Below are 20777 nucleotides of genomic sequence, written 5' to 3' on the forward strand. Positions count from 1 at the left end.
TTCCCTCCTTCCGGGAACCCGGCTAGACGTCGATGCGGGACATGCGGCGGATGAGGACGAAGCCGACGGCGTAGAGCGCGAAGGCGATGATCACCGCGCCCTGGCCGATCGGGGAGGCGGTCATGCGGTCCAGGGCGCCGGCCTTGACGCCGTTCATGAGGAACAGCGCGCCGATACCCAGTACCGGGACCGCGTAGGAGGTCATGTTGACCTGGGAGAGCTGGGTGCGGATCTCGCGGCGGGTCTCCTTGCGCTCCTCCAGGGTCTCGGTGAGGTTGCGCAGGGCGCTCACCACCTGGCCGCCGGCCCGGTTGGACAGGACCAGCGTGGTGACGAGGACGACCAGTTCCCGTGAGGGCAGCCGCTCCGCGAGCTCCGCCAGCGCGTCGTCCATCGACGCGCCGAGCGCCAGCTGATGGGCGACCTTGGCCAGTTCCTCGCCCGCCGGGGCCTCCAGCTCCTCAGCCGCCATGCCGATCGCGGTGCGCAGGGCGAGGCCCGCCTGGGTGGCGTTGGCCAGGATGCGGGCCAGTTCGGGGAGTTGGTTGATGAACTTCTCGATCCGCTTCTGGCGCTGCCAGTTGAGGAACTGCATCGCCGCCCAGATGCCGAGCAGGCCGGCCAGCGGTCCGAAGAAGGGGGCCAGGGCGGCCTGGCCGATCAGCCAGAGGGCGGCCACGGTGGCGAGCATGTAGACGAGGAACTCGCCCGGGGTGACGTCCAGGCCGGTCGCGGCGAGCCTCAGCTCCAGCCCGCGGCCGAGTTTCGTGCGGCGCAGGCGGCGGTCGAGGGTGGGGAAGCGGCGCCGGCGGCCGACGGGGGTCTGGCCTGTCTGGGAGAGCCGGTCGACGAGGGCCGCCCGCTGGGCCTTGCCGGAGCTGTAGGCGTGCAGGCCCGCGACGGCCAGCACGCAGGTCAGCAGGGTGACTCCGGTGGTGAGGGTGACGAGGGTGCTCAGATCCATGGGGACGGTTCCTACCTGCCTACCTGGCTTCTCGGGTGGCCAGTTGGTCTGCGGACTGGGCGACGCCGAAGGCCTGGGGGATGGGCTGGCTCGCCATGTAGAGGCGGTCGGCGGTGCGGCGTGGCAGCGGGTGGTACTCGAAGGCGCCGTAGATCCGGCCGTCGGCCGCCATGGGCCGGGCGGCGAAGCGGGCCACGGTGGCCAGCCGGTACGGCTCGCCGCCGTGGCTGTCGAGCACGGCGATCTCGGTGATGCGGCGGGCGCCGTCGGCGAACCGGGTGAGCTGGACGATCACGTCGACGGCGCTGTTGATCTGGTCGTGCAGGGCGACGAAGGGGATCTCCACGTCGGACATGGAGGCGAGGGTCTGCAGGCGTGTCAGCGCGTCCTCGGCGCTGTTGGCGTGCACGGTGGCGAGCGAGCCGTCGTGGCCGGTCGACATCGCCTGGAGCATGTCGAGCGACTCACCGCCGCGGACCTCACCGACGACGATGCGGTCGGGGCGCATACGCAGGGAGTTGCGCACCAGGTCGCGGATGGTGACGTGGCCGCGGCCCTCCACGTTCGGCGGCCTGGACTCCAGCCGGATCACATGCGCCTGCTGGAGCTGGAGTTCGGCGGAGTCCTCGATGGTGATGATGCGCTCGTCCTGGGGGATCAGCCCGGACAGGGCGTTGAGGAGGGTCGTCTTCCCGGTGCCGGTGGCTCCGGAGACGATGACGTTGAACTTCGCCTGCACCAGTCCGGCCAGCAGGTACAGCATGTGCTCGTCGAGCGAGCCGAAGCCGATCAGCTCCTGGAGGGTGAAGGAGCGGGGGAAGCGGCGGATGGTGAGGGTGGGACCGGTCAGCGACAGCGGCGGGATGATGACGTTGACGCGCTCGCCGGAGGGCAGACGGGCGTCGACCATCGGGTTGGACTCGTCCACGCGGCGGTTGACCGTGGAGACGATCCGCTCGATCGTCTGCATCAGCTGGTCGTCGGAGGCGAAGCGGAGGGGCAGTTGCTCGACCCGGCCGCCGCGCTCGACGAAGATCGCGTCGGGTCCGTTCACCATGATCTCGGTGATGGAGGCGTCCTCCAGGAGGGGTTCGAGGATGCCGAGGCCCAGGGCCTCGTCGACGACCCGGCGGATCAGCTGCGAGCGCTCCACGGTCGAAAGGACCGGGCCCTCCCGGCTGATGATGTGCCCGAGCACCCGCTCAAGGCGTACCCGGCGCTCGGCGGCGGCCAGCGAGCTCATCTCCGCGAGGTCGATCTCCTCCAGGAGCTTGGCCCGGTACGAGGCGACGAGGTGGCCGTCCTCGCCCCGGTTGCCCTTCTCCTCGGGGGAGTTGATGCGTGCGCGGAGGCTCATCGGTCCGGTGCTCCTCGCTCCTGGTCGGCGGTGTCGTGGACGGTCCTGGTCAGTGGTCGAGCGGTCTCAGTGGTCGAGCGGCATCGTCGCGGTCTTGTGGGCCTTGCCGAAGTGCCAGCCGGGCACGATCGAGGGGATGTCGACGGCCGCGGTGACGGTGACCTCCTTGCCGCCGTACGAGGGCAGGCAACTGGTGCGGCCCGTCAGCCAGTCGCTGACCGCGTTCGCACAGGCCTGCCCGGCTCCCTGCCGGAGCGAGGCCGCGCGCGCCCCGGCGCGGGCCGCCGTGCCGGCCTGCTGGGCGGTGTAGGCGATGAGGCCGATCTGGATGACGGCCATGGCGAGCAGCATGAGGATCGGGATGAATCCCAGGTACTCGATGGCGGCCTGGCCCCGGTCGCGGCGGCGGCGGTCGCGGCGTACGCGCTGGTACGGCATGTCAGTTCGTCGCCTCCTCTACGGCGCCGGCCTGGCCCGTGACCGTGAAGGGGAAGCCGATCGCGCCGGGGAAGAGGACGGGCACCTTGAGGTCCACCTGCGCCCGTACATAGCCGTTGCTCGTCTCGCAGCCCACCTGGGCCCCCCTTCGCCACGCCGCCGACAGCTTGTCGAGCCCGGCCTGGCTGCAGGCGGCGTTCCTGGCACCGCGATCGGCCGCCGTGCCCGCCCGTACCGCCTCGTCGGCAGCATTCCCCGCAAGCGTGTACGTGTACCCCAGCAGCACGCACTGCCACAGCAGCACCAGCGTGATGAGGATCGTGGGCGTCATGCCCAGCAACTCGACGGCGACCTGCCCGCTGTCCGAGTGCAGCCGGCCGGCCGACAGCCTCTTCCCTGTGCCTGCCCGCATGTTCATCCACCTGCCTCCCTGCGCCGCCGGAAACTCACCGACCCCCGGTCGCCCCGCAGCCGTCCGCCCTTGCGGTCGGCCTCGGGCGCCTTGACGATCCCGAGTTCGCCGGCGAGTCCCCACAGCGCCTGCTTGACCGTGCTCTTGCTGTCCAGTTCGTGGATGCGGCCGGCGTCCACCGAGCCCTGGAGCTCCTTGAAGCCGGCGGGGACCGCCGTGCCCGCCACCGGCGTGCCGGTGATCTTCTGGATGAGCGGCGGCTGGATCTCGGTCGCCCGGGTGTGGCGGTTGACGACGACCGTCGTCTCCTCGGCCTTGCGGATCTGCAACCGGTCCCACATCCGTACGGTCCGCTTGGCCGCGCGCACCGCGACCACGTCCGGAGTGGTCAGGAGCAGCGCGGTGTCCGCCATCTCGACGGCCGCCGCGCTCGCCCCGCTCATCTGGGCGCCGCAGTCCAGGACGACGATCTCGTAGCGGGAGCGCAGCGCGCTGACGATCTGGCGGGCGGCCCGGTCGGTGACCTCCTCGCCGCGCTCGCCCTCGCCTGGGGCGAGCAGCAGCGCGAGCCCGCTGTCGTGGCGGAAGATCGCGTCGGCCAGGACGCGCGGGGAGATGTCGGTGATGGCCGCGAGGTCGACGACGGAGCGGCGGAACTGGACGTCCAGGAAGGAGGCGACGTCACCGGACTGGAGGTCCATGTCGACCAGGGCCGTGGCGCGCCCGGACGCCTGTGCGGCGAGGGCGAGTTGTATCGCCGTGAGGGTGGCGCCCACCCCGCCCTTGGCCCCGCTCACCGTCACCACCCGGCCGCCGGCCCCGGTGAACACCTCGCCGCCGTGGCCCAGATGGCGCCGTACGCCCACCGACCACTGGGCCACCGCCTGTACCCGGCTGACCAGTTCCTCGTAGCTCAGCGGGAGGGCCACCAGTCCCCGCGCGCCCGAGTCCATCGCGGCCGAGAACAGGCCGGGACTGGCGTCGGAGGTGACGAGGATGACACCGACCGCCGGGAAGCGCAGGGCCACTTCACGGATCAATTCCAGGGCCGGTACCGGGCCGATCCGCTCGTGCACCACCACGATCTCGGGCAGTTCGTCGACGGACTCGGCGGCCAGGCGTGCCAGGGTGTCGATGAGCTGGGTGGAGTCGGCGACCGGGGCCACCGGCTCGGCGTCGGGGAGCTGGCTGAGCAGGGTGGTGATGGACCGGGCCGCGTCGGCGTCGCCGACGGCCGGAAGGATCCTGGTGGTCATGCCTGCCGGCCTCTCACTTGTCGTTCGCGAGTTCGTAGGTCCGGTCCTTGGCCGGGACGCTGGTGTCGCTGCCGGGGGCGACCAGCGCGAGCCTGACCCGCTGGGCGAACGACTCGGCGTAGGTGATGCGCTGGGCGTCGATGGTGGAGAGCGCGAAGGTGATCGGGACGGCGTCGGTGGGCTGCTGGGCCCGGTTGTCGGCGTTCGGCTGGAGCGCGGTGATCCGCCCGACGTCGAGGACCTTGGCGTTGGTCACGATGATCTTCGACTGGGCGGGGTCGCCCTGCCGCTGTCCGCCGAAGGTGGCGTAGACGTTGACCGTGGAGCCCGGTGTGATCTTGCCGGCCACGCCGGTCGCCGCGTCGATCATGATGGCGACCTCCTGCTGGCCCGGTTGCAGGGCGGGCTGGTTCACGATCATGTCGCTCTGCAGCAGGGAACCCTTGCGCAGGGTGGTGACCGCGATCTTGCCCTGGATCTGCGCGAGGTCGGTGACGGCGTTCGGCGACAGCCACCGTTTGGGCATCTTGACCTTCTCGAACTGACCCGTGCTCAGCGTCGTGTACGGCGCGACGTCCGTGCGCAGCTGGTAGGCGGCGACCTCGGGGCCGACCTTGGACTTGACGTCGCTGATGACGGAGAGCACGCCCGCGAACGCGGCGAGGGCGCAGATGACGGACAGGATCAGGAGTATCACGCCGCGGCGCTGACGGGAGTTCATGAACCGTGCAACCTCATTGGGATATCGGTCGGCGAAGTCGAGCGGAATCGAATGACGGTGGTGCCGGTGGTTCAGGTTCAGGGACTCATCCGGTCGGTGTCCGGTTCTCGGGGACGGGCGGGGTGGCCGAGCAGAAGACGCAGCGGTCTCCGATGACGTCGATGCCGCACCAGTGGCACACACCCTGGCGGACCGAGGTGACCAGCTGGTAGAGCACCGACAGGTCGGGCAGGTAGGTGCAGAACTCGATCAGCTTGCCGGTGCCCCACCAGGTGGCGGACTCGGCCGGCAGGCCGGCCTCGCGCAGCCCGAGCGCGTTCCACGCGGGGGCGAGGGTGGAGCCGACCCAGTCGGACTGGAGCTGGCCCTTGGCGAGCAGCATCCAGCTGCCGAAGTCCGGCCCGTCCAGGGTGGCTTCGGGCCCGATCCGGACGAGCTGGGGTTCGGGGTGGGCGATCACGCCGAACTGGCTGCCAGGGACCCAGGACTTGGCGTGCGCCCTGAGACCGACGGGTACGCGGTCGAGTCGGGCGACGGAGGACAGGACGGCGCCCGCGTGGATGTAGTGGGTCAGCAGCCGGCCGGCCGAGGCGAGCACGCCGGGGCTGAGGTCGCAGGAGGCGAGCTGACGCAACTGGCGTGCGAGGACGGGGAGTCCGAGCGGCGGCAGGTCGGGCCGGAACAGGGCGATGCGGTCGCTCTCCAGCAGCGACCGGACGGTGTGCAGCCGCCGTTCCACACCGCTCGGCACGGCGTGCGAGCACACCACGACGACGTGCCCGTGGTGGTCGACCAAGGCCTTCATCGCGTCGAGCGTCTGCTCCAGCGGCTGCCGGTCCAGGTCCTTCAGGACGACGGCGGGCACGGTCCGCTCGTCCTGCGCGGGCAGCGCCATGTCGGCGCTTGTCACAGCAATGGCAGTTGACACGCGCAGCTCCCCGTTAGACGCCTGTCGGCCCGCCGGTGGTCGTCCGGCACGCCGAGTTGACCTCACTGCGTGACTACCTCAGCACTGTATCCACGCCTCTGTGGCCGGAGAACAGCGATTTCGTACCTGGCCGGCAACTCTCCTCGCACAAGTCATTTCAAACCGGGGCAGGGTGAGCATCCTGAACCGACCCGAAAGCATGGGCCGGACACAACTCGTTGACTGTGGGCCCTGGTTTGGGTCCGCGGACCCACGCCGCCCGGCATCGCCCGCACCTACGCTCGCCGCCCGGAACGGCGCTTGCCGGTGTGCGAGGAGGGGTGCCGCATGGCTCGCGGGGGTGGCAGACGGACGTGCCGCAGGACGTACGGGTACGACGACTCGGGCGCGACCGCCACCGAGTACCTCGGCATGGTCGTGGTCGTCGTCGCCGTCGTGCTCGGCATCGGTGCCACCGGCGTCGGCCGGACCGTCCACGACCGGATCGCCGCCGAGATCTGCAAGGTCACCGGCGGCTCGGACTGCGGCGCGAGCACGCCGGAAGGCGACCGGGCCCTGACCGACGCGGACTTCGAGCCGGCGCTGTGCCAGGTCTCGACGGTCAGCGACAAGGCGGGCTCCAAGGCGAAGATCCTGTTCTGGGAGATCGGCAAGGAGTACGGCTTCCAGGAGCAGCACCTCAAGGCGCACACGGACGTCAACCACGACGGCAAGGTCGACGAGCAGGACGAGCTGGTCCACCTGACCTTCACGGACGCGGCCTCCGTCAGCGCCAAGAAGGACTTCAAGCCCGGGCTGGAGGTGGGGAAGGCCGGCACCGACAAGGTGGAGCTCGGCGCCGGGATCAAGGTGACCAACGGCGACACCTGGCTGTTCGAGAGCCCCGAGGAGGCGCGCCGGTTCCGCGACGACGTCGAGAAGCTCCAGATGTACCGGATGCGGCGCCAGTCGCCGGGCGGCGCGGACGCGAGCCTCGGCGACAGCGTCCTCTACCTGTTCGGCACCGGCCCCCTCAAGGACGAGGAGGACACGGAGAACCGGGTGAGGAAGGCGCTGGGCGACAACCGGAGGATCACCTACGGGAAGGTGGGCCTCGAGGCCTCCGCGGCGGCGGGCCTGAAGATCTCGGCGGGCGACGAGAAGAAGCTCAGCGCGGCGCTCGGCGGCAGCTTCCGGTACGCCCCCGAGGTCACCTGGACCGACAACGCCTACAAGAACACCAAGTCGTACACGTACTCCTCGTCGATCGAGTACGGCGCCAGGGCGGGCTACGAGGCGGGCCCGCTCAAGGGGGACGCCTCGGCCTCCACCACCCGGACCGGCACCATCACCGTCACCTACGACAAGTCCACCGGCAAGCTGATCGGCGTCAACATGACCCGCACCGTCGAGCGGGGCGGCCGGAAGGACGGCGCGAGGCTCGGCACGGGCAACGGCAAGTCGGGCAAGGACGAGCGCAGTGGCGGGGTGAGCGGGAAGGGCACCGACAGCTCCACCGGCATCGAGATCGTCACGACCGCCCTGAGTTTCGACCCCGGTCCCGCCGGGGACCAGGACCGGGCCGTCGCCGAGCAGTGGCTCAGCAGCACCAACGAGCAGCTGGTGACGCCGTTCCAGTACATGTTCGACGACCACGCGCCGACCCGGCGGCCGGGCGCCGACGACCCCTTCGGCCGACTGGTCTTCGACAAGGGCCGCTCCAGCAGGATGACGTACACGGGCCAGGTGGACGCCGCCGAGTACGGCTTCGAGCTGAACCTCGGACTCAGCCTCGGCCTGTCGGTCGGCACCGAGCAGAAGTCGGAGACGCTCACGGACGCCCGGTTCCTCGGTGCTCCGGACGGAGACCGCCGCTCCTACGTCCCCTACAGCTACTGTGCCAAGTGATCTCGCCGACTGGAGGGCTGGTTCGCCGATGAGGACACGACTGCTGATCGCGGGCCTGCTCGCCGCCGCGGCCGCCCTCACGGGCTGCGGCAGGGGCGACGCGGACTCCGCCTCCGTGCCGGACGGCTGGAAGACGCTGAACACGAAGGGTGTCTCGGTGTCGTATCCCGCGGGCCCCGACGGGTACGTCGAGCAGAGCGCCGCCGAGCGCGGCAAGTACAACGCGGCGGCGGCCGTGCGCGAGGAGTCCGGGCGGACGGTCTCGGTCATCACCGTGCAACTGGACTTCACCCGTGCCGACTCCGCAGAGCAGGCCGCCATCGCCGCGGAGGCCGGGATCCGGATGGGCGCGAAGGTGGAGGGCGAGAAGGACGTGAAGCTGGCGGGCACGGACCGGGCCAGGCGGATCGACTTCTCCTTCGACTCGACCGGCGAGGACGGCGACCCGCCCAAGGGCACGCCGGTCCGTGGCGTGATCCTGACGGGCCTGGACTCGGCCGGCCGGACCTTCGCGGTCCGGATCGACGCGGCGCGGGGCGTGCTGTCGGCCGCGGACCTACGCGGGATCATCGACTCGGTGCGGGTGCGCTAGCGGTGGGGGGTACGGCTCCCGTGCTGCCGATGGTCCGGGCCTGGGCGGTGGGCGTGGTGGTGCTCGTCGCCACCGAGTACGTGCAGATGACGCTGCTGTACGGGAATCTGGTCGGCCCGCGGGGCGTGGGCTCCTTCGGCGCGGCGCTGGCCCTGGTCCATCTGCCGAACCTGGTGTGCGTCGTGCTGGCGACCTGGGCGGCCGCGCGGGCCCATCCGGCCCCCGGGCGGGAGATCCCGGCGCGGCACGTGGTGGCGGCGTGCGCGGTGCCGGCGGCGGCGCAGCTGCTGACGCTGTCGCTGCGCTGGGAGCGGGCCGGGCTGTCGTCTCCGGCACTGTGGATGTCGACGGGCGTGCTGCTGGCGGGGTGCGCGCTGGGCCTGCTCCTCGAGCGGTGGCGGGAGGAGATGCAGGCGTAACGGGAGTGCCGTACAGGGGTGTTGAGCCGGGGACGACTTTGGTCTGGACCTCTTGACAAGCCAAATGGTCTGGACCAACTTGTACGACCAGGGCGGTGGCCACCGCTTGTCCTGCCCTCCCGTCTCCCCCTCTCCCCCACCGGAGGCCCCAGTGGACCGCGTACCAGGCATGCCCAGACCCGCAGGACGACGGCTGCGCCTGTGGTCGGGAGCCGTCACCGCCGCTCTCGCCCTCTCCTTCGCCGGCGCCGGCCAGGCATCGGCGGCGGACGTCAACAACGCCATGAACGCCGGCTTCGAGTCGGGTCTGAGCAACTGGACCTGCTCGGCAGGCAGCGGTACGACCGTCTCCTCCCCCGTGCACGGCGGCTCCGCCGCGCTGAAGGGCACCCCGGCCGGGCTGGACAACGCCCAGTGCACCCAGACGGTCGCGGTCAAGCCCAACTCGACGTACACGCTGAGCGCCTGGGTGCAGGGCGGGTACACCTACCTGGGCGCGACCGGCACGGGCACCACCGACGTCTCCACCTGGACGCCGGACTCGGCGGGCTGGAAGCAGCTCTCGACCACCTTCACCACCGGCTCCTCGACGACCTCCGTGTCGGTGTACCTGCACGGCTGGTACGGGCAGGCGGCGTACTACGCCGACGACGTCTCGGTCTTCGGCCCCGACGGTGGCGGCGGCGGTGACCCGGCCCCGAAGGTGCCGTCCGCGCCGGGCGGCCTGGCGGTGACGGGCACGACGTCGTCGTCGGTGTCGCTGTCCTGGAACGCGGTCTCGGGCGCGACGGGCTACAACGTCTACCGCGACGGCTCGAAGGTGACCGCGGTGAGCGGCACCTCGGCGACGGTGACCGGCCTTGCGGCCGCCACCTCCTACTCCTTCCAGGTGACGGCGACGAACACGGCGGGCGAGTCCGCGAGGTCGGCCACCGTGACGGGCAAGACGGCGTCCACCGGCGGAGGCGGGGGCGGCACCCTCGCGAAGCACGCGGTGACCGGCTACTGGCAGAACTTCAACAACGGCGCCACGGTCCAGAGGATCTCGGACGTGCCGTCGCAGTACGACATCATCGCGGTCGCCTTCGCCGACGCCACGGCCACCCGGGGCGCGGTGAGCTTCACCCTCGACTCGGCCGGACTGAACGGCTACACCGTCGACCAGTTCAAGGCGGACATCAAGGCCAAGCAGGCCGCCGGCAAGAAGGTCGTCATCTCGGTCGGCGGTGAGACGGGCACGGTCTCGGTGAGCGACTCGGCCTCCGCGACGAACTTCGCCAACTCGGTGTACTCCCTGATGCAGACGTACGGCTTCGACGGCGTCGACATCGACCTGGAGAACGGCCTGAACGCCACCTACATGACCCAGGCCCTGCGCGCCCTGTCCGGCAAGGCGGGCTCGTCGCTGATCCTCACGATGGCCCCGCAGACCATCGACATGCAGTCCACGTCGGCCGGTTACTTCCAGACCGCGCTGAACGTCAAGGACATCCTCACGGTCGTCAACACCCAGTACTACAACAGCGGTTCGATGCTGGGCTGCGACGGCAAGGTCTACAGCCAGGGCTCGGTGGACTTCCTCACCGCCCTCGCCTGCATCCAGCTGGAGAGCGGCCTCGCCCCGTCCCAGGTCGGCCTGGGCGTCCCGGCCTCCACGAGGGGCGCCGGCAGCGGCTATGTCTCGCCGACGGTGGTGAACAACGCCCTGGACTGCCTGGCCAAGGGCACCAACTGCGGTTCCTTCAAGCCCTCGAAGACCTACCCGGCCCTGCGCGGCGCCATGACCTGGTCCACCAACTGGGACGCGACGGCGGGCAACGCCTGGTCGAACACCGTGGGCCCGCACGTCCACGCCCTGCCCTGACACCCGGCGGACCCCGTCCACGGCTGTCGCCACGCCCTCACCGGGGGCGCGGCGGCAGCCGTTCGGCGTTTTCGCCCTGCGGCGGAAGTCCCGTGAAACATTCCGGTGGGTCCACCGCATCAATGAGGTGGGGGCGCGACCGGGGGACCACGGAGCGCACGGGGACACAAGGAGGGCACATGAGGCAGGGCCGGAGCAACTGGACTGAGGAGTACCAGGAGTTCGCGGTGACACGCGCCGGGCATCTGTACCGGTCGGCCTGTCTCCTCGCCGGAGGTGACACCCATCTCGCCGAGGACCTCGTCCAGGAGACGCTCGGCCGGGTCTACCTCCGCTGGGGCCGGATCTCCCGCGCCGACAACCCGGCCGCGTACGCCCAGACCGTCCTCACCCGCGTGTTCCTCGCCCACCGGCGCCGCCACAGCAGCCGCAGGGAACGCGCCACCGATGTCCTCCCCGAGATGCCCGAGCCGCGGACGGGCGGCGACGCACCGCTGCGGCTCACCCTCCTGGAGGCGCTCGGACAACTGCCGCCCAAGGACCGGGCGGTGGTCGTACTGCGCTACTGGGAGGACCGCAGCGTCGAGGAGACGGCGACCGCGTTGAACGCCAGCTCGGCCGCCGTCCGGACCCGCTGCGTCCGCGCGCTGGCCCGGCTGCGCGTGCTGCTCGGCGACTCGCTCGCCGAGTACGCGAGCCACTGACCTGCCCCACCCCGACCGGACCAACAACCACCCTTGCGGAAACGGCGGTTCGCCATGCCTGATGCAGACCACGACCCCTTCGAAAAGCGGCTCGCCGACGTCCTGCGGGACACCGGCACCGAGTTCGGAACGGACCAGCAGATGCTGGCCGCCCGCGGCGAAACACACGGGCGGCGGCTGCGCTCGCGACGACGGGCCGCCGTCGTGGGCGGTGCCGCCGCGGTGGCGCTCGTCGGACTGGGCGGGACCCTGCTCCTTCCCGCCGGCCAGCAGGACGCCGTACGACAGCGGTCCGCGGCCGCCGCCCCGGTGGCGCGGGCCACCCCCGGCCCCACCCACACCCCCGCCGGGACCGCCGCGCACGTCATGTCCGGCGAAGAACTCCTCCGCACTCTCGAAAAGCTGCTGCCCGAGGGGCGGATCAGCGACAACAGGGAGGACGGCACGGATGACAGGCCCCGGGCCCGGGTCGTGTACGACGACGGCGGAGGCAAGGCCGCCGTCGCCGTGACCCTCAACCGTGTGAAGCCCGGGAGCGTGGAGGCCCGCCAGGCAGCCCAGTGCCCCGACACGATGTTCATCGTCTACGACACCTGCACCTCCACGAAGCTCTCCGACGGCTCCGTCCTCATGCTCCTGAAGCGGTACGAGTCTCCGAAGAGCCACAGCGACAGGAAGCTGTGGAGCGCCGAACTCATGACCCCGGCGGGCGGGTACGTCGGCGTGCAGGAGTGGAACAGCACCGGTGAACCGAGCTCGCCCGCCACCCGGGCACAACCGCCCCTCGACCTCGACCGGTTGAAGGCACTCGCCACCGCACCCGAGTTGCGCGCGGCCGCCGACGCTATGCCCGTCGACGCCCGTTCGGCGGCCGAGCCGGACACTGGGCCGGTCACCCCCGGCGGCTCGGTCTCGGCGACTCTCAGCCGACTTGTACCGCACGGGATCAAGATCGTCCGCAAGAGCGGTCCGCACGACGACGACTTCGGTTACGTCGTCCTGGACGACGGCAGGGGCGCGAGCCTGGTGCAGGTCAACGTCCAGCCGGACATGCGGGACGTGGAGAAGCAGCTGTTCGGTCCGGACGCCAAGGTCCTGCCGGACGGCACCAAGGTCGCCACACACCAGCAGCCCGGCGAGAAGGGCGTTCCCGGGATCGTCTGGTGGAGCGTGGACACCATCCGGCCCGACGGACGGCGCGTGGTGATCAGCGCCTTCAACTCCGGGACGCAGGAATCCCCGGCGACCCGCAAGACCCCCGTGCTCACCATGAAGCAACTGGAGGCGATCGCCACCGACCCGAAGTGGCATCCGCAGGACTGATCACCGGCTGGGTACCGGGCCCGGTGCTGCTTGGTACCACTGGGCCCGGTACCGCCGGGGACGGGATCAGGCGTCGTCGGCGGGCGGCTCGTCCGCCGTGGCCTTCCCGACGGCGGTGTCCTTCTCAGGGACGGCGCCCTTGTCGGCGTCGTCCTCGGCGGCGTCCGCGGCGGCGGCGTCCTCGTCCGCCGCGCCGTCGTCGAAGTACGTGTCCAGGACCGCGTCCAGCCGCGTCTCCCACTCGGTGAAGCTCGCCCTGGCCGGGGCCTCGATCTCGATGGGGTACCAGCGCCGTTCGGGGGTGTGCACGGTGATGGTGAACAGCTTGCCGAAACGGGAGGTCTCCGTCTCGACGGCGCCGATCTCGTCCCAGCGGAACTCGCACTCCTGGTCGTCCAGATGAAGGCGCACGCCGTTGTGATCGGCGACGATGCGGGCCCGGCGGTCGGCGGCCTCGAAGACGGGACCGTCGACGACCTCCTCCCGCTTCTCCTCCGGACGCTTCTCCTTCGGACGCTTCTCCTCCGGACTCTTCTCCTCCGGATGCTTCTCCTCCGGCCGTTCCGCCTCCCCGGCGGTCCCGGCGTCGTCCGCGACCGTCTCCGCGGCCGGCGGCTGCCCGGCCTGCGGCGGCGGGGCGTCCTCCGGTTCCGCCGTCACGGGTGCGGTGAGCCCGGGGATGTGGGCCGGGTCGAACCCGGCACCCTTCACGGGCTCGGCCTTCAGGGGCTGGCTGCTCGAACCTATGCGCTGCTCCACAGCGGGCAGTATGGTCGACGAACCTGTGCCGGACACAGCCAGCCCCGACTTCGTTATACGAAGATGGCCAAGACGCGTCAGCCGAGCACGGCGAGCGCGTCGATCTCGATGAGCAGGCCCGCGGGCAGGCCGACGTAGACGGTGGTGCGGGCGGCGGGCGGCTGGGTGAGGCCCTGCTCCTCGAAGTACGCGTTGTACAGGTCGTTCATCTCGGCGAAGTGGTCCACGTCCGTGAGGTAGACGCGGATCATCATCACGTCGTCCCAGGTCGCGCCGCCCTCCTCCAGGATCGCCTTGACGTTGGCGAGGGTCTGCAGGGTCTGCTCGCGCAGGGTCGGGCCGGCCGGTGCGGGCGCCTTGCCCTCCTCGGCGGGCAGGAAGCCGACCTGGCCGGCGACCTGGAGGATGTTGCCCTTGCGCACCCCGTGGGAGAACTTCGCGGGCGGGGTGGTGTGGGTCGCGGGGGTGAGGGCGGTCTTGGCCGTCGTGTCGCTCATACGAGGTCCTTCATGTCCTTCATACGGGGTCCTTCATACGGGGTCCTTCACCGGGTTCCTGCCGGAGAACTCGTCGCTGACGGCGTCCGCGGCACGGCGCACCAGCGGGAGCAGGGCGAGGAGTTCGTCGGCGGTGACGACGACGTTCGGCGCGGAGACCGACATCGCGGCGGCCACCCGGCCGTCGGCGCCGCGGATGGGAGCCGCGACGCAGTTGATGGACTCCTCGTGGCCGCCGAGGTCGGCGGCCCAGCCCTGTTCGCGCACCGTCGCCAGCTCCGTCAGGAAGGCGGCGGCGTTCGGTGTCGAACGGGCCGTGTACAGCGGGTATTCGAGTCTCTGGGCGACCGCGCGCCGCTCGGCCCCGGGCAGGTCTGCGAGCAGCAGCTTGGCCACGGCCGCGACGGTGATGGCGACGGGTCTGCCGATCCGGGAGTACATGCGCACCGGGTAGCGGCTGTCCACCTTGTCGATGTAGAGCACCTCTCCGTCCTCGAGGACGGCGAGGTGCACGGTGTGCCCGCACTGCTCGTTCAGGCGCAGCAGGTGGGGATGGGCGATCTCGCGCACGTCGAGGCTCTCCATCGCCTCCTGGGCGAGGGCGAAGAGCCGGGCGCCGAGGCGGTAGCGCTGGTCGGACTGGCGGTGGACGAGCCCGTGCTGATGGAGGGTGCGCAGCAGCCGCAGCGCGGTGGACTTGTGGACGCCGAGGCGGTCGGCGACCCGCCCGAGGTCGGCGGGGCCCTCGGCGAGCAGCGGCAGGATGCTCAGTGCCCGGTCGACGGTCTGGCTCACGGCGTGCGTACCTCCTCCTCGGCCTCCTGGGCCCTGCCCGGTGCCCGTCGTCCGGCCGGAAGGGGCGGCTCCCGGTCCCTCATCGGTTCCGCGGCTCTGGCGTTGACCCGGCTCCGGCGGGATGCTAGACACCGGTGAGCACTGTACGCAATGACCATTGCACATTTTGCAACGGTCTCGAAGGAGGCTCGATGAGCACGGAAGCCCTCGCCCGGCTGGCCGAGGAACGGGTCGACCACCGTTTCAAGGGCCTCCCGCCGGACGCGGACGGTCTGACCGTCGGCGAGCTGACCGCCCAGCGCCGCAACCTCTTCACCGACGGCTTCGCCACGCCCGTGCTCGCCCTCTCCGCCGAGCGCCTGGAGCACAACCTGAGGCTGATGGAGACCTACGCGACCCGCCACGGCCTCGCCTTCGCCCCGCACGGCAAGACCTCCATGGCGCCGCAGCTCTTCCACCGCCAGCTGGAGCACGGTGCCTGGGGCATCACGCTGGCCGTGCCGCACCAGGTGCGCGTGGCCCGGGCGTTCGGCATCCGCCGGGTCTTCCTCGCCAACGAGCTGGTGGACCCGGCGGCCCTGCGCTGGGTCGCCACCGAGCTTGCCGCCGATCCGTCCTTCCGTTTCATCTGCTACGCCGACTCCGTGCGCGGCGTGGAGCTGATGGACGCGGCCCTGGAGGGGGCCACCCGCCCGGTGGACGTGGTCGTCGAACTGGGAGCCGGTGAGGGCGCGCGGACCGGCGTGCGCACGGAGGCCGAGTGCCTGGCGGTCGCCGACGCGGTGGCGGCCACGGACACCCTGCGTCTGGTCGGGGTCGCCGGTTACGAGGGCGAGGTGCCGCAGGCGGACCCGGAGCGGGTGCGGGCGTGGCTGACCCGGCTCGTCGCCCTGGCCGTGGACCTCGACAAGGCGGGGCGGTTCGGGCAGGCCGAGGAGATCGTGGTGAGCGCGGGCGGCAGCGCCTGGTTCGACTCGGTGGCCGAGGTGTTCGCCGGCATCCCCGAACTCTCCATGCCGGTACTGAAGTTGCTGCGCTCCGGCGCGTACGTCTCGCACGACGACGGGCACTACCGCAAGGTCACGCCTTTCAACCGCGTTCCCGAGGAGGGCGCCCTGGAGCCCGCCTTCCGCCTCTGGGCGCAGGTGGTCTCCCGCCCCACCCCGGAACAGGCCTTCGTCAACGCGGGCAAGCGGGACGCGGCCCACGACCTCGACCTGCCCTCCGCCCAGGTGGTGCGCCGGGACGGCGTCGAACGCCCGGCGACGGGGATCGAGGTCACCCGCCTGTCCGACCAGCATGCCTGGCTGAGCACCGCCCCCGGCGCGGAGCTGGAGGTCGGCGACTGGGTCGGCCTGGGGCTCTCGCACCCGTGCACGTCCTTCGACAAGTGGCCGCTCATCCCGGTGGCCGAGGCGGACGGTACCGTCGTCGACTACGTCCGTACGTTCTTCTAGGAGCTGCGAAAGGCGCCGCCATGGATCCGGTGGAGCTCGCCGACTACGCCGATCTGGCCATCCGGGACGCGGACGTCGCCGACGGCACCGGGGCCCCTTCCTACCGCGCCGACGTGGCCGTCAAGGACGGCAGGATCGTCTCGGTCGTGAAGGAGGCCGCGGCGGCCGGCTGCCAGCGGCCGCGGGCGCGGCGGGAGCTGGACGCGGAGGGCCTGGTGCTCGCCCCGGGCTTCATCGACATGCACGCCCACAGCGACCTCGCCCTCCTGCGCGACCCCGACCACAGCGCGAAGGCCGCGCAGGGCGTCACGCTGGAGGTGCTCGGGCAGGACGGGCTGTCCTACGCGCCGGTCGACGACCGCACCCTCGCCGAGGTGCGCCGGGCGATCATCGGCTGGAACGGCGACGGCGACGACATCGACTTCACCTGGCGTTCGGTGGGCGAGTACCTGGACCGGCTCGACCACGGCTTCGGCGGCGAGGGCATCGCCGTCAACGCCGCCTATCTGGTTCCGCAGGGCACGGTCCGCGCGCTCGCCGTCGGCTGGGAGGACCGCGCGGCCACGCCCGGGGAGCTGGACCGTATGCGGCGGTTGGTCGCCGACGGCCTGCGGCAGGGCGCGGTCGGCATGTCCTCCGGGCTGACCTACACCCCCGGGATGTACGCGGACGACGCCGAACTGACCCAGCTGTGCCGGGTGGTGGCGGCGCACGGCGGCTACTACTGCCCGCACCACCGCAGTTACGGCGCCGGAGCCCTCGACGCGTACGCGGAGACGGTGCGGGTCGCGCGCGAGGCGGACTGCCCGCTGCACCTGGCGCACGCCACGATGAACTTCGGCCCGAACGAGGGCCGCGCCGGCGCACTGCTGGCCCTCCTGGACGAGGCGCTCGACGCCGGCGCCGACATCACCCTGGACACCTACCCCTACACCCCCGGCTGCACCACCCTGGTGGCCCTGCTGCCGAGCTGGGCGGGCGAGGGCGGTCCGGAGGCGGTCCTCGGCCGGCTGTCCGACGAGGGCACCGCGGAGCGGATACGCCACGACCTGGAGGTGACGGGCTCGGACGGCTGCCACGGGGTCCCGGTGGAGTGGGAGACGGTCGAGATCTCCGGGGTCACCGTCCCGGAGCTCACCGAGTACACCGGCCTGACGGTCCGGGATGCGGCGGCCCGGCGCGGCGAGGAGCCCTGGACCACCGCCCGGCGGCTGCTGCTGGAGGACCGGCTGGGCACGACGGTCCTGCAGCACGTCGGCCACGAGGAGAACGTCCGGGCGATCATGCGCCACCGCGTGCACACCGGCGGCTCCGACGGGATCCTGCGGGGCACCAAGCCGCATCCGCGGGCCTACGGCACCTTCCCGCGGTATCTCGGCCGGTACGTGAGGGAGTTGGGCGTGCTGTCGCTGGAGGAGTGCGTCGCGCACCTCACCGGGCGCCCTGCGGCCCGGCTGCGGCTGCCGGACCGGGGCGTGGTCCGCGAGGGGTACCGGGCCGACCTGGTCCTGTTCGACCCGGCCACGGTCGCCCCGGGCGCCACCTTCGACCGGCCTCGCGCGCTGCCGGCGGGGATTCCTTACGTCCTGATCGACGGCCGGTTCGTGATCGAGGACGGACGGCGCACGGACGTGCTGGCGGGACGGGCGGTACGCCGGACCTGAGCCACGACCGCCCGCCCCGCGCTGTGCCTTCCCGGTGCTTTCCCGGTCAGGGCTTGGGCAGGACGCAGCCGCTCCTGTTCAGGTCGAGCTGGTTGCCGGCGCCGAAGCAGGCGGGGATCTGGTAGGTCTGCTCGGCGTAGTTGATGCCCTGCCGTACGGTGACGGTGCCGTTCGCGTCGACCTCGCACGGGTTGTTCACGGTGCAGCGGCCGCCGCTCTCGTTGCCGGTGTTGTTGACGGCGACGACCTTGCCGGTGGCGGTGTCGACGACGGGCGAACCGGACGTGCCGCCGATCGTGTTGCAGGCGGAGGTGTAGCGGACCGAGTCCTTCCAGGTCCAGTCGCCCTCCTTCAGGCGGTAGACGAAGCCGTCGATGTTGCAGCTGTAGATCCGCTTCCAGTAGCCGGAGACCACCTTGATGGCGGTGCCGGCGACCGGGTGGGTGTCGCTCAGGGTCAGCGCGTTGATGCCGTAGGAGTTCTTGATCTGCGCGTAGGTGCTGGTGAGCTGGTAGATCGTGACGTCCGTGTCGGTCATGGTCGAGTAGACGACCTTGTTCGCCCGGAGCGTCGCGACCTGGGTGCCGGCCGAGTTCAGCAGGCCGAAGGTGCGGCTGGACGACTGGCCCACGACGACCTTGCCGGGCGCCGGGAAGCCGGTCTCCAGGCAGTGGCCGTTGCTCAGCACGAGCGCCGGGTCGCTGTCCGCGGAGGCGGGGAGGCGCACGACCGAACCGGAGCAGTTGCTCAGCGCGACGGTGCCGGCGAAGTCGACGGCCGCCAGCGCGGGGGCCGACGCCGCGCCGGGGGTCTGCGTGGTGGCGGCCGCGGGTGCCATGCCCGCCCCGGTGATCACCAGGGTCGCGAGCGCGGCAAGGAGAGGCTTGTTCATTTGTGGGGGTCCCCTCTTCAGACATGAGCGACCGGAGATCTTCCGGTCGCCTGTCTTGTCATGTGCATTGTGAGGTTGCGAGGGCGCGGCCACAAGAAGCCGGTTGCGGTCGGCGGAAGACGGGGCGCGCCGAGCGTCGGCGGGGTCGGCGAAGGGGCCGCACCGCCCTGCCGTGCGGCCGTTCGGCGGATTCTGAACACGCGGGAGTTTGGCCGACGCCGCGTCACAGTCGAATTGCGCATACGGCTGGCATCTTGATGGCTGCCATTCCCGGCTCTCCGAAGGGCTCTCGATGCAGGCGCAGTCCACCGAAAGCGCAGCGGTCCCCACGCAGTCGCCGTCCAGGAAGCGGGCGGCGGCCGAATCGCCGCACTCAGGCCACTTCGCCGGCACCTGGTGGATCTGGGCGATGGCGGGAACGCTGTTCGTGATGTACGCGGCGCTGTCACTGCGCCTCCACCATCGGATGATCACCAGCAGCTACGACCTAGGAGTCTTCGAGCAGGTCGTCCGCTCCTACGCGGAAGGGCACCTGCCGGTCTCGGAGGTGAAGGGGCCGGGCTTCCCCGCCCTGGGCGACCACTTCTCGCCCGTCCTGGCGCTGGTGGCGCCCTTCTACTGGGTGTGGCAGGGAGCGGAAACACTCCTCGTCGTGCAGGCCGCTCTGATCGCCGTGAGCGTGGTCCCGCTCGCCCTCTGGGTGCGTCGCACCCTCGGCGTTCAGGCCGCCGCGGTGATCGGTGCCTGCTACGGACTGTCCTGGGGAGTCGCCGGCGCGGTCGGCTACGACTTCCACGAAGTCGCCTTCGCCGCACCGCTCCTGACCCTCTCGCTCACCGCCCTGGGCAACGACCGGCTCGTCGCCGCGGCGTGCTGGGCCCTGCCGCTCCTGATGGTGAAGGAGGACCTCGGGTTCACGGTTCTCGCCATCGGTCTCGTCATCGCCCGGCGCGGCAACCGCAGGCTCGGACTGTTCGCTGCCGCGGTCGGTCTCGCCGGGGCGGCACTCGCGCTCTTCGTGATTCTGCCGGCGTTCAGCCCGAGCGGGTCCTTCGCCTACTGGTCCCTGGTGCAGGACTCCCCCGGCGCCCCCGGAACGGCCGGAAGCGGTGCCGGCGGCGGCCTGCTGGACCTGCTCCACCGGGGCACGATCGGCCTCGTCATCCCGCAGACGAAGGTGACGACACTCCTCCTGGTGCTCGCCCCCACCCTGTTCCTGGCGTTGCGGTCGCCCCTGGCGTGGGTCGCCGTGCCGACCCTGGTGTGGCGCTTCGCGTCCAACAACGGCCTCCACTGGGGGACCGGAAACCACTACTCGCTCGTGCTGATGCCGGTCGTGTTCGCGGCGTTCGTCGACGCCCTGGTGCGGCGCGGGACGAGCGGGCCCAGCCTGCGCCGCTACCTCGCGGGCTCCGCCGCGATCACCGTCGCCGTCCTCCCCGCCTTCCCGCTGTTCCAGCTGTTCCGGCCGGACACCTGGCGGACCGATCCGCGGGTCGCCGTCGCCCGTCGCCTGATGGACTCCATCCCCGACGGTGCCACGGTCCAGGCGTCCGACCATCTGGTGCCCCAACTGACCGACCGCACGAGCGTCGGCGTCTACGGCGCCGAGGGCAACCGCCCCAACCCCCAGTGGATCATGGTGGACACCTGGGTTCCGGACGGTGCGCGAGGATGGGTGGGCGCCCCGCTGAGCGTCGAGGCCGAACAGCAGCGTCTGACAGCGGAACGCGGCAACGGATACGACCTGGTGGCGGTCCAGGACGGCTACGTACTGCTGCGCCACCACAAGTGACCGGACCGCGGCCGCATACCTGCCAACTCATGGCGAGACGTTTCAAGCTACGC

General features: G+C 71.2%; 20 protein-coding genes. 9 read left to right on the forward strand and 11 right to left on the reverse strand.

The genetic code is table 11. The annotated features are described in order from the left end of the window. Positions 1-22: 22 nt before the first annotated feature. From ACIOWN_RS28675 to ACIOWN_RS28705, 7 genes are all read right to left on the reverse strand, one after another. Positions 23-964: a type II secretion system F family protein gene (locus ACIOWN_RS28675; protein WP_401790025.1), complete on the reverse strand. Its 942-nt coding sequence runs from the start codon at positions 962-964 to the stop codon at positions 23-25. Between the two features lie 19 nt (positions 965-983). Beyond that, positions 984-2321 (reverse strand): CpaF family protein, encoded by a 1338-nt coding sequence (locus tag ACIOWN_RS28680; protein ID WP_326803875.1) that lies wholly within the window; start codon positions 2319-2321, stop codon positions 984-986. A 66-nt stretch (positions 2322-2387) separates the two neighbouring features. Continuing rightward, positions 2388-2759 carry a TadE family protein gene (locus ACIOWN_RS28685; RefSeq protein WP_326803874.1) on the reverse strand — a complete coding sequence of 124 codons (372 nt, stop codon included), beginning with the start codon at positions 2757-2759 and terminating at the stop codon, positions 2388-2390. A gap of 1 nt (position 2760) precedes the next feature. Beyond that, entirely contained in the window at positions 2761-3177 is a 417-nt protein-coding gene (locus ACIOWN_RS28690) for a TadE/TadG family type IV pilus assembly protein (protein ID WP_401983702.1), read from the reverse strand. Then, positions 3174-4427, reverse strand: a complete 1254-nt coding sequence (locus ACIOWN_RS28695) for an AAA family ATPase (protein ID WP_326803872.1) — start codon at positions 4425-4427, stop codon at positions 3174-3176. The genes ACIOWN_RS28690 and ACIOWN_RS28695 overlap by 4 nt, the downstream gene beginning before the upstream one ends. Positions 4428-4440: 13 nt before the next feature. Beyond that, positions 4441-5148, reverse strand: a complete 708-nt coding sequence (gene cpaB, locus ACIOWN_RS28700) for a Flp pilus assembly protein CpaB (RefSeq protein WP_326803871.1) — start codon at positions 5146-5148, stop codon at positions 4441-4443. Between the two features lie 85 nt (positions 5149-5233). Beyond that, on the reverse strand, positions 5234-6043 hold the full coding sequence (locus ACIOWN_RS28705) for a hypothetical protein (protein WP_401983719.1): 810 nt from the start codon (positions 6041-6043) through the stop codon (positions 5234-5236). A gap of 360 nt (positions 6044-6403) precedes the next feature. On the opposite strand from ACIOWN_RS28705, the gene ACIOWN_RS28710 reads away from it, so the two are divergent. From ACIOWN_RS28710 to ACIOWN_RS28735, 6 genes are all read left to right on the forward strand, one after another. Next, the gene (locus ACIOWN_RS28710; protein WP_401983703.1) at positions 6404-7963 is read left to right on the forward strand and encodes a hypothetical protein; all 1560 of its coding nucleotides are present in this window, start codon (positions 6404-6406) and stop codon (positions 7961-7963) included. A gap of 28 nt (positions 7964-7991) precedes the next feature. Beyond that, complete coding sequence (locus ACIOWN_RS28715) at positions 7992-8555, forward strand: hypothetical protein (RefSeq protein ID WP_401983705.1); 564 nt, start codon at positions 7992-7994, stop codon at positions 8553-8555. 29 nt (positions 8556-8584) lie between these two features. Further along, on the forward strand, positions 8585-8974 hold the full coding sequence (locus ACIOWN_RS28720; protein WP_362346650.1) for a hypothetical protein: 390 nt from the start codon (positions 8585-8587) through the stop codon (positions 8972-8974). Between the two features lie 169 nt (positions 8975-9143). Next, positions 9144-10838 carry a glycosyl hydrolase family 18 protein gene (locus ACIOWN_RS28725; protein ID WP_362346260.1) on the forward strand — a complete coding sequence of 565 codons (1695 nt, stop codon included), beginning with the start codon at positions 9144-9146 and terminating at the stop codon, positions 10836-10838. 179 nt (positions 10839-11017) lie between these two features. After that, positions 11018-11542 carry a SigE family RNA polymerase sigma factor gene (locus tag ACIOWN_RS28730; protein ID WP_362346262.1) on the forward strand — a complete coding sequence of 175 codons (525 nt, stop codon included), beginning with the start codon at positions 11018-11020 and terminating at the stop codon, positions 11540-11542. A 54-nt stretch (positions 11543-11596) separates the two neighbouring features. Further along, positions 11597-12865, forward strand: coding sequence for a hypothetical protein (locus tag ACIOWN_RS28735; RefSeq protein WP_362346264.1), 1269 nt, complete (start codon positions 11597-11599; stop codon positions 12863-12865). Between the two features lie 66 nt (positions 12866-12931). On the opposite strand, the gene ACIOWN_RS28740 is transcribed toward ACIOWN_RS28735, so the two are convergent. The 3 genes from ACIOWN_RS28740 to ACIOWN_RS28750 form a co-directional block, all read right to left on the reverse strand. Next, positions 12932-13624 carry a hypothetical protein gene (locus tag ACIOWN_RS28740; RefSeq protein WP_362346266.1) on the reverse strand — a complete coding sequence of 231 codons (693 nt, stop codon included), beginning with the start codon at positions 13622-13624 and terminating at the stop codon, positions 12932-12934. A gap of 77 nt (positions 13625-13701) precedes the next feature. Further along, complete coding sequence (locus tag ACIOWN_RS28745) at positions 13702-14121, reverse strand: RidA family protein (protein ID WP_362346268.1); 420 nt, start codon at positions 14119-14121, stop codon at positions 13702-13704. Positions 14122-14154: 33 nt separating this feature from the next. Beyond that, complete coding sequence (locus ACIOWN_RS28750) at positions 14155-14916, reverse strand: IclR family transcriptional regulator (protein WP_362346270.1); 762 nt, start codon at positions 14914-14916, stop codon at positions 14155-14157. Positions 14917-15107: 191 nt separating this feature from the next. Between ACIOWN_RS28750 and ACIOWN_RS28755 the strand changes: the two genes are divergently transcribed. Both ACIOWN_RS28755 and ACIOWN_RS28760 read left to right on the forward strand, forming a co-directional pair. Then, positions 15108-16373: an amino acid deaminase gene (locus tag ACIOWN_RS28755; protein WP_401983708.1), complete on the forward strand. Its 1266-nt coding sequence runs from the start codon at positions 15108-15110 to the stop codon at positions 16371-16373. 20 nt (positions 16374-16393) lie between these two features. Next, entirely contained in the window at positions 16394-18037 is a 1644-nt protein-coding gene (locus ACIOWN_RS28760) for an amidohydrolase family protein (RefSeq protein WP_401983710.1), read from the forward strand. Positions 18038-18083: 46 nt separating this feature from the next. Here ACIOWN_RS28760 and ACIOWN_RS28765 read toward each other — a convergent pair whose 3' ends face one another. Next, entirely contained in the window at positions 18084-18929 is an 846-nt protein-coding gene (locus tag ACIOWN_RS28765) for a serine protease (RefSeq protein ID WP_362346276.1), read from the reverse strand. 292 nt (positions 18930-19221) lie between these two features. Here ACIOWN_RS28765 and ACIOWN_RS28770 point away from each other — a divergent pair, with 292 nt between their 5' ends. Beyond that, positions 19222-20724, forward strand: a complete 1503-nt coding sequence (locus ACIOWN_RS28770) for a DUF2079 domain-containing protein (protein WP_401983712.1) — start codon at positions 19222-19224, stop codon at positions 20722-20724. The last annotated feature ends 53 nt before the right edge of the window (positions 20725-20777 follow it).

The sequence above is a fragment of the Streptomyces sp. NPDC087787 genome (assembly GCF_044743035.1).
Lineage (GTDB): Bacteria > Actinomycetota > Actinomycetes > Streptomycetales > Streptomycetaceae > Streptomyces.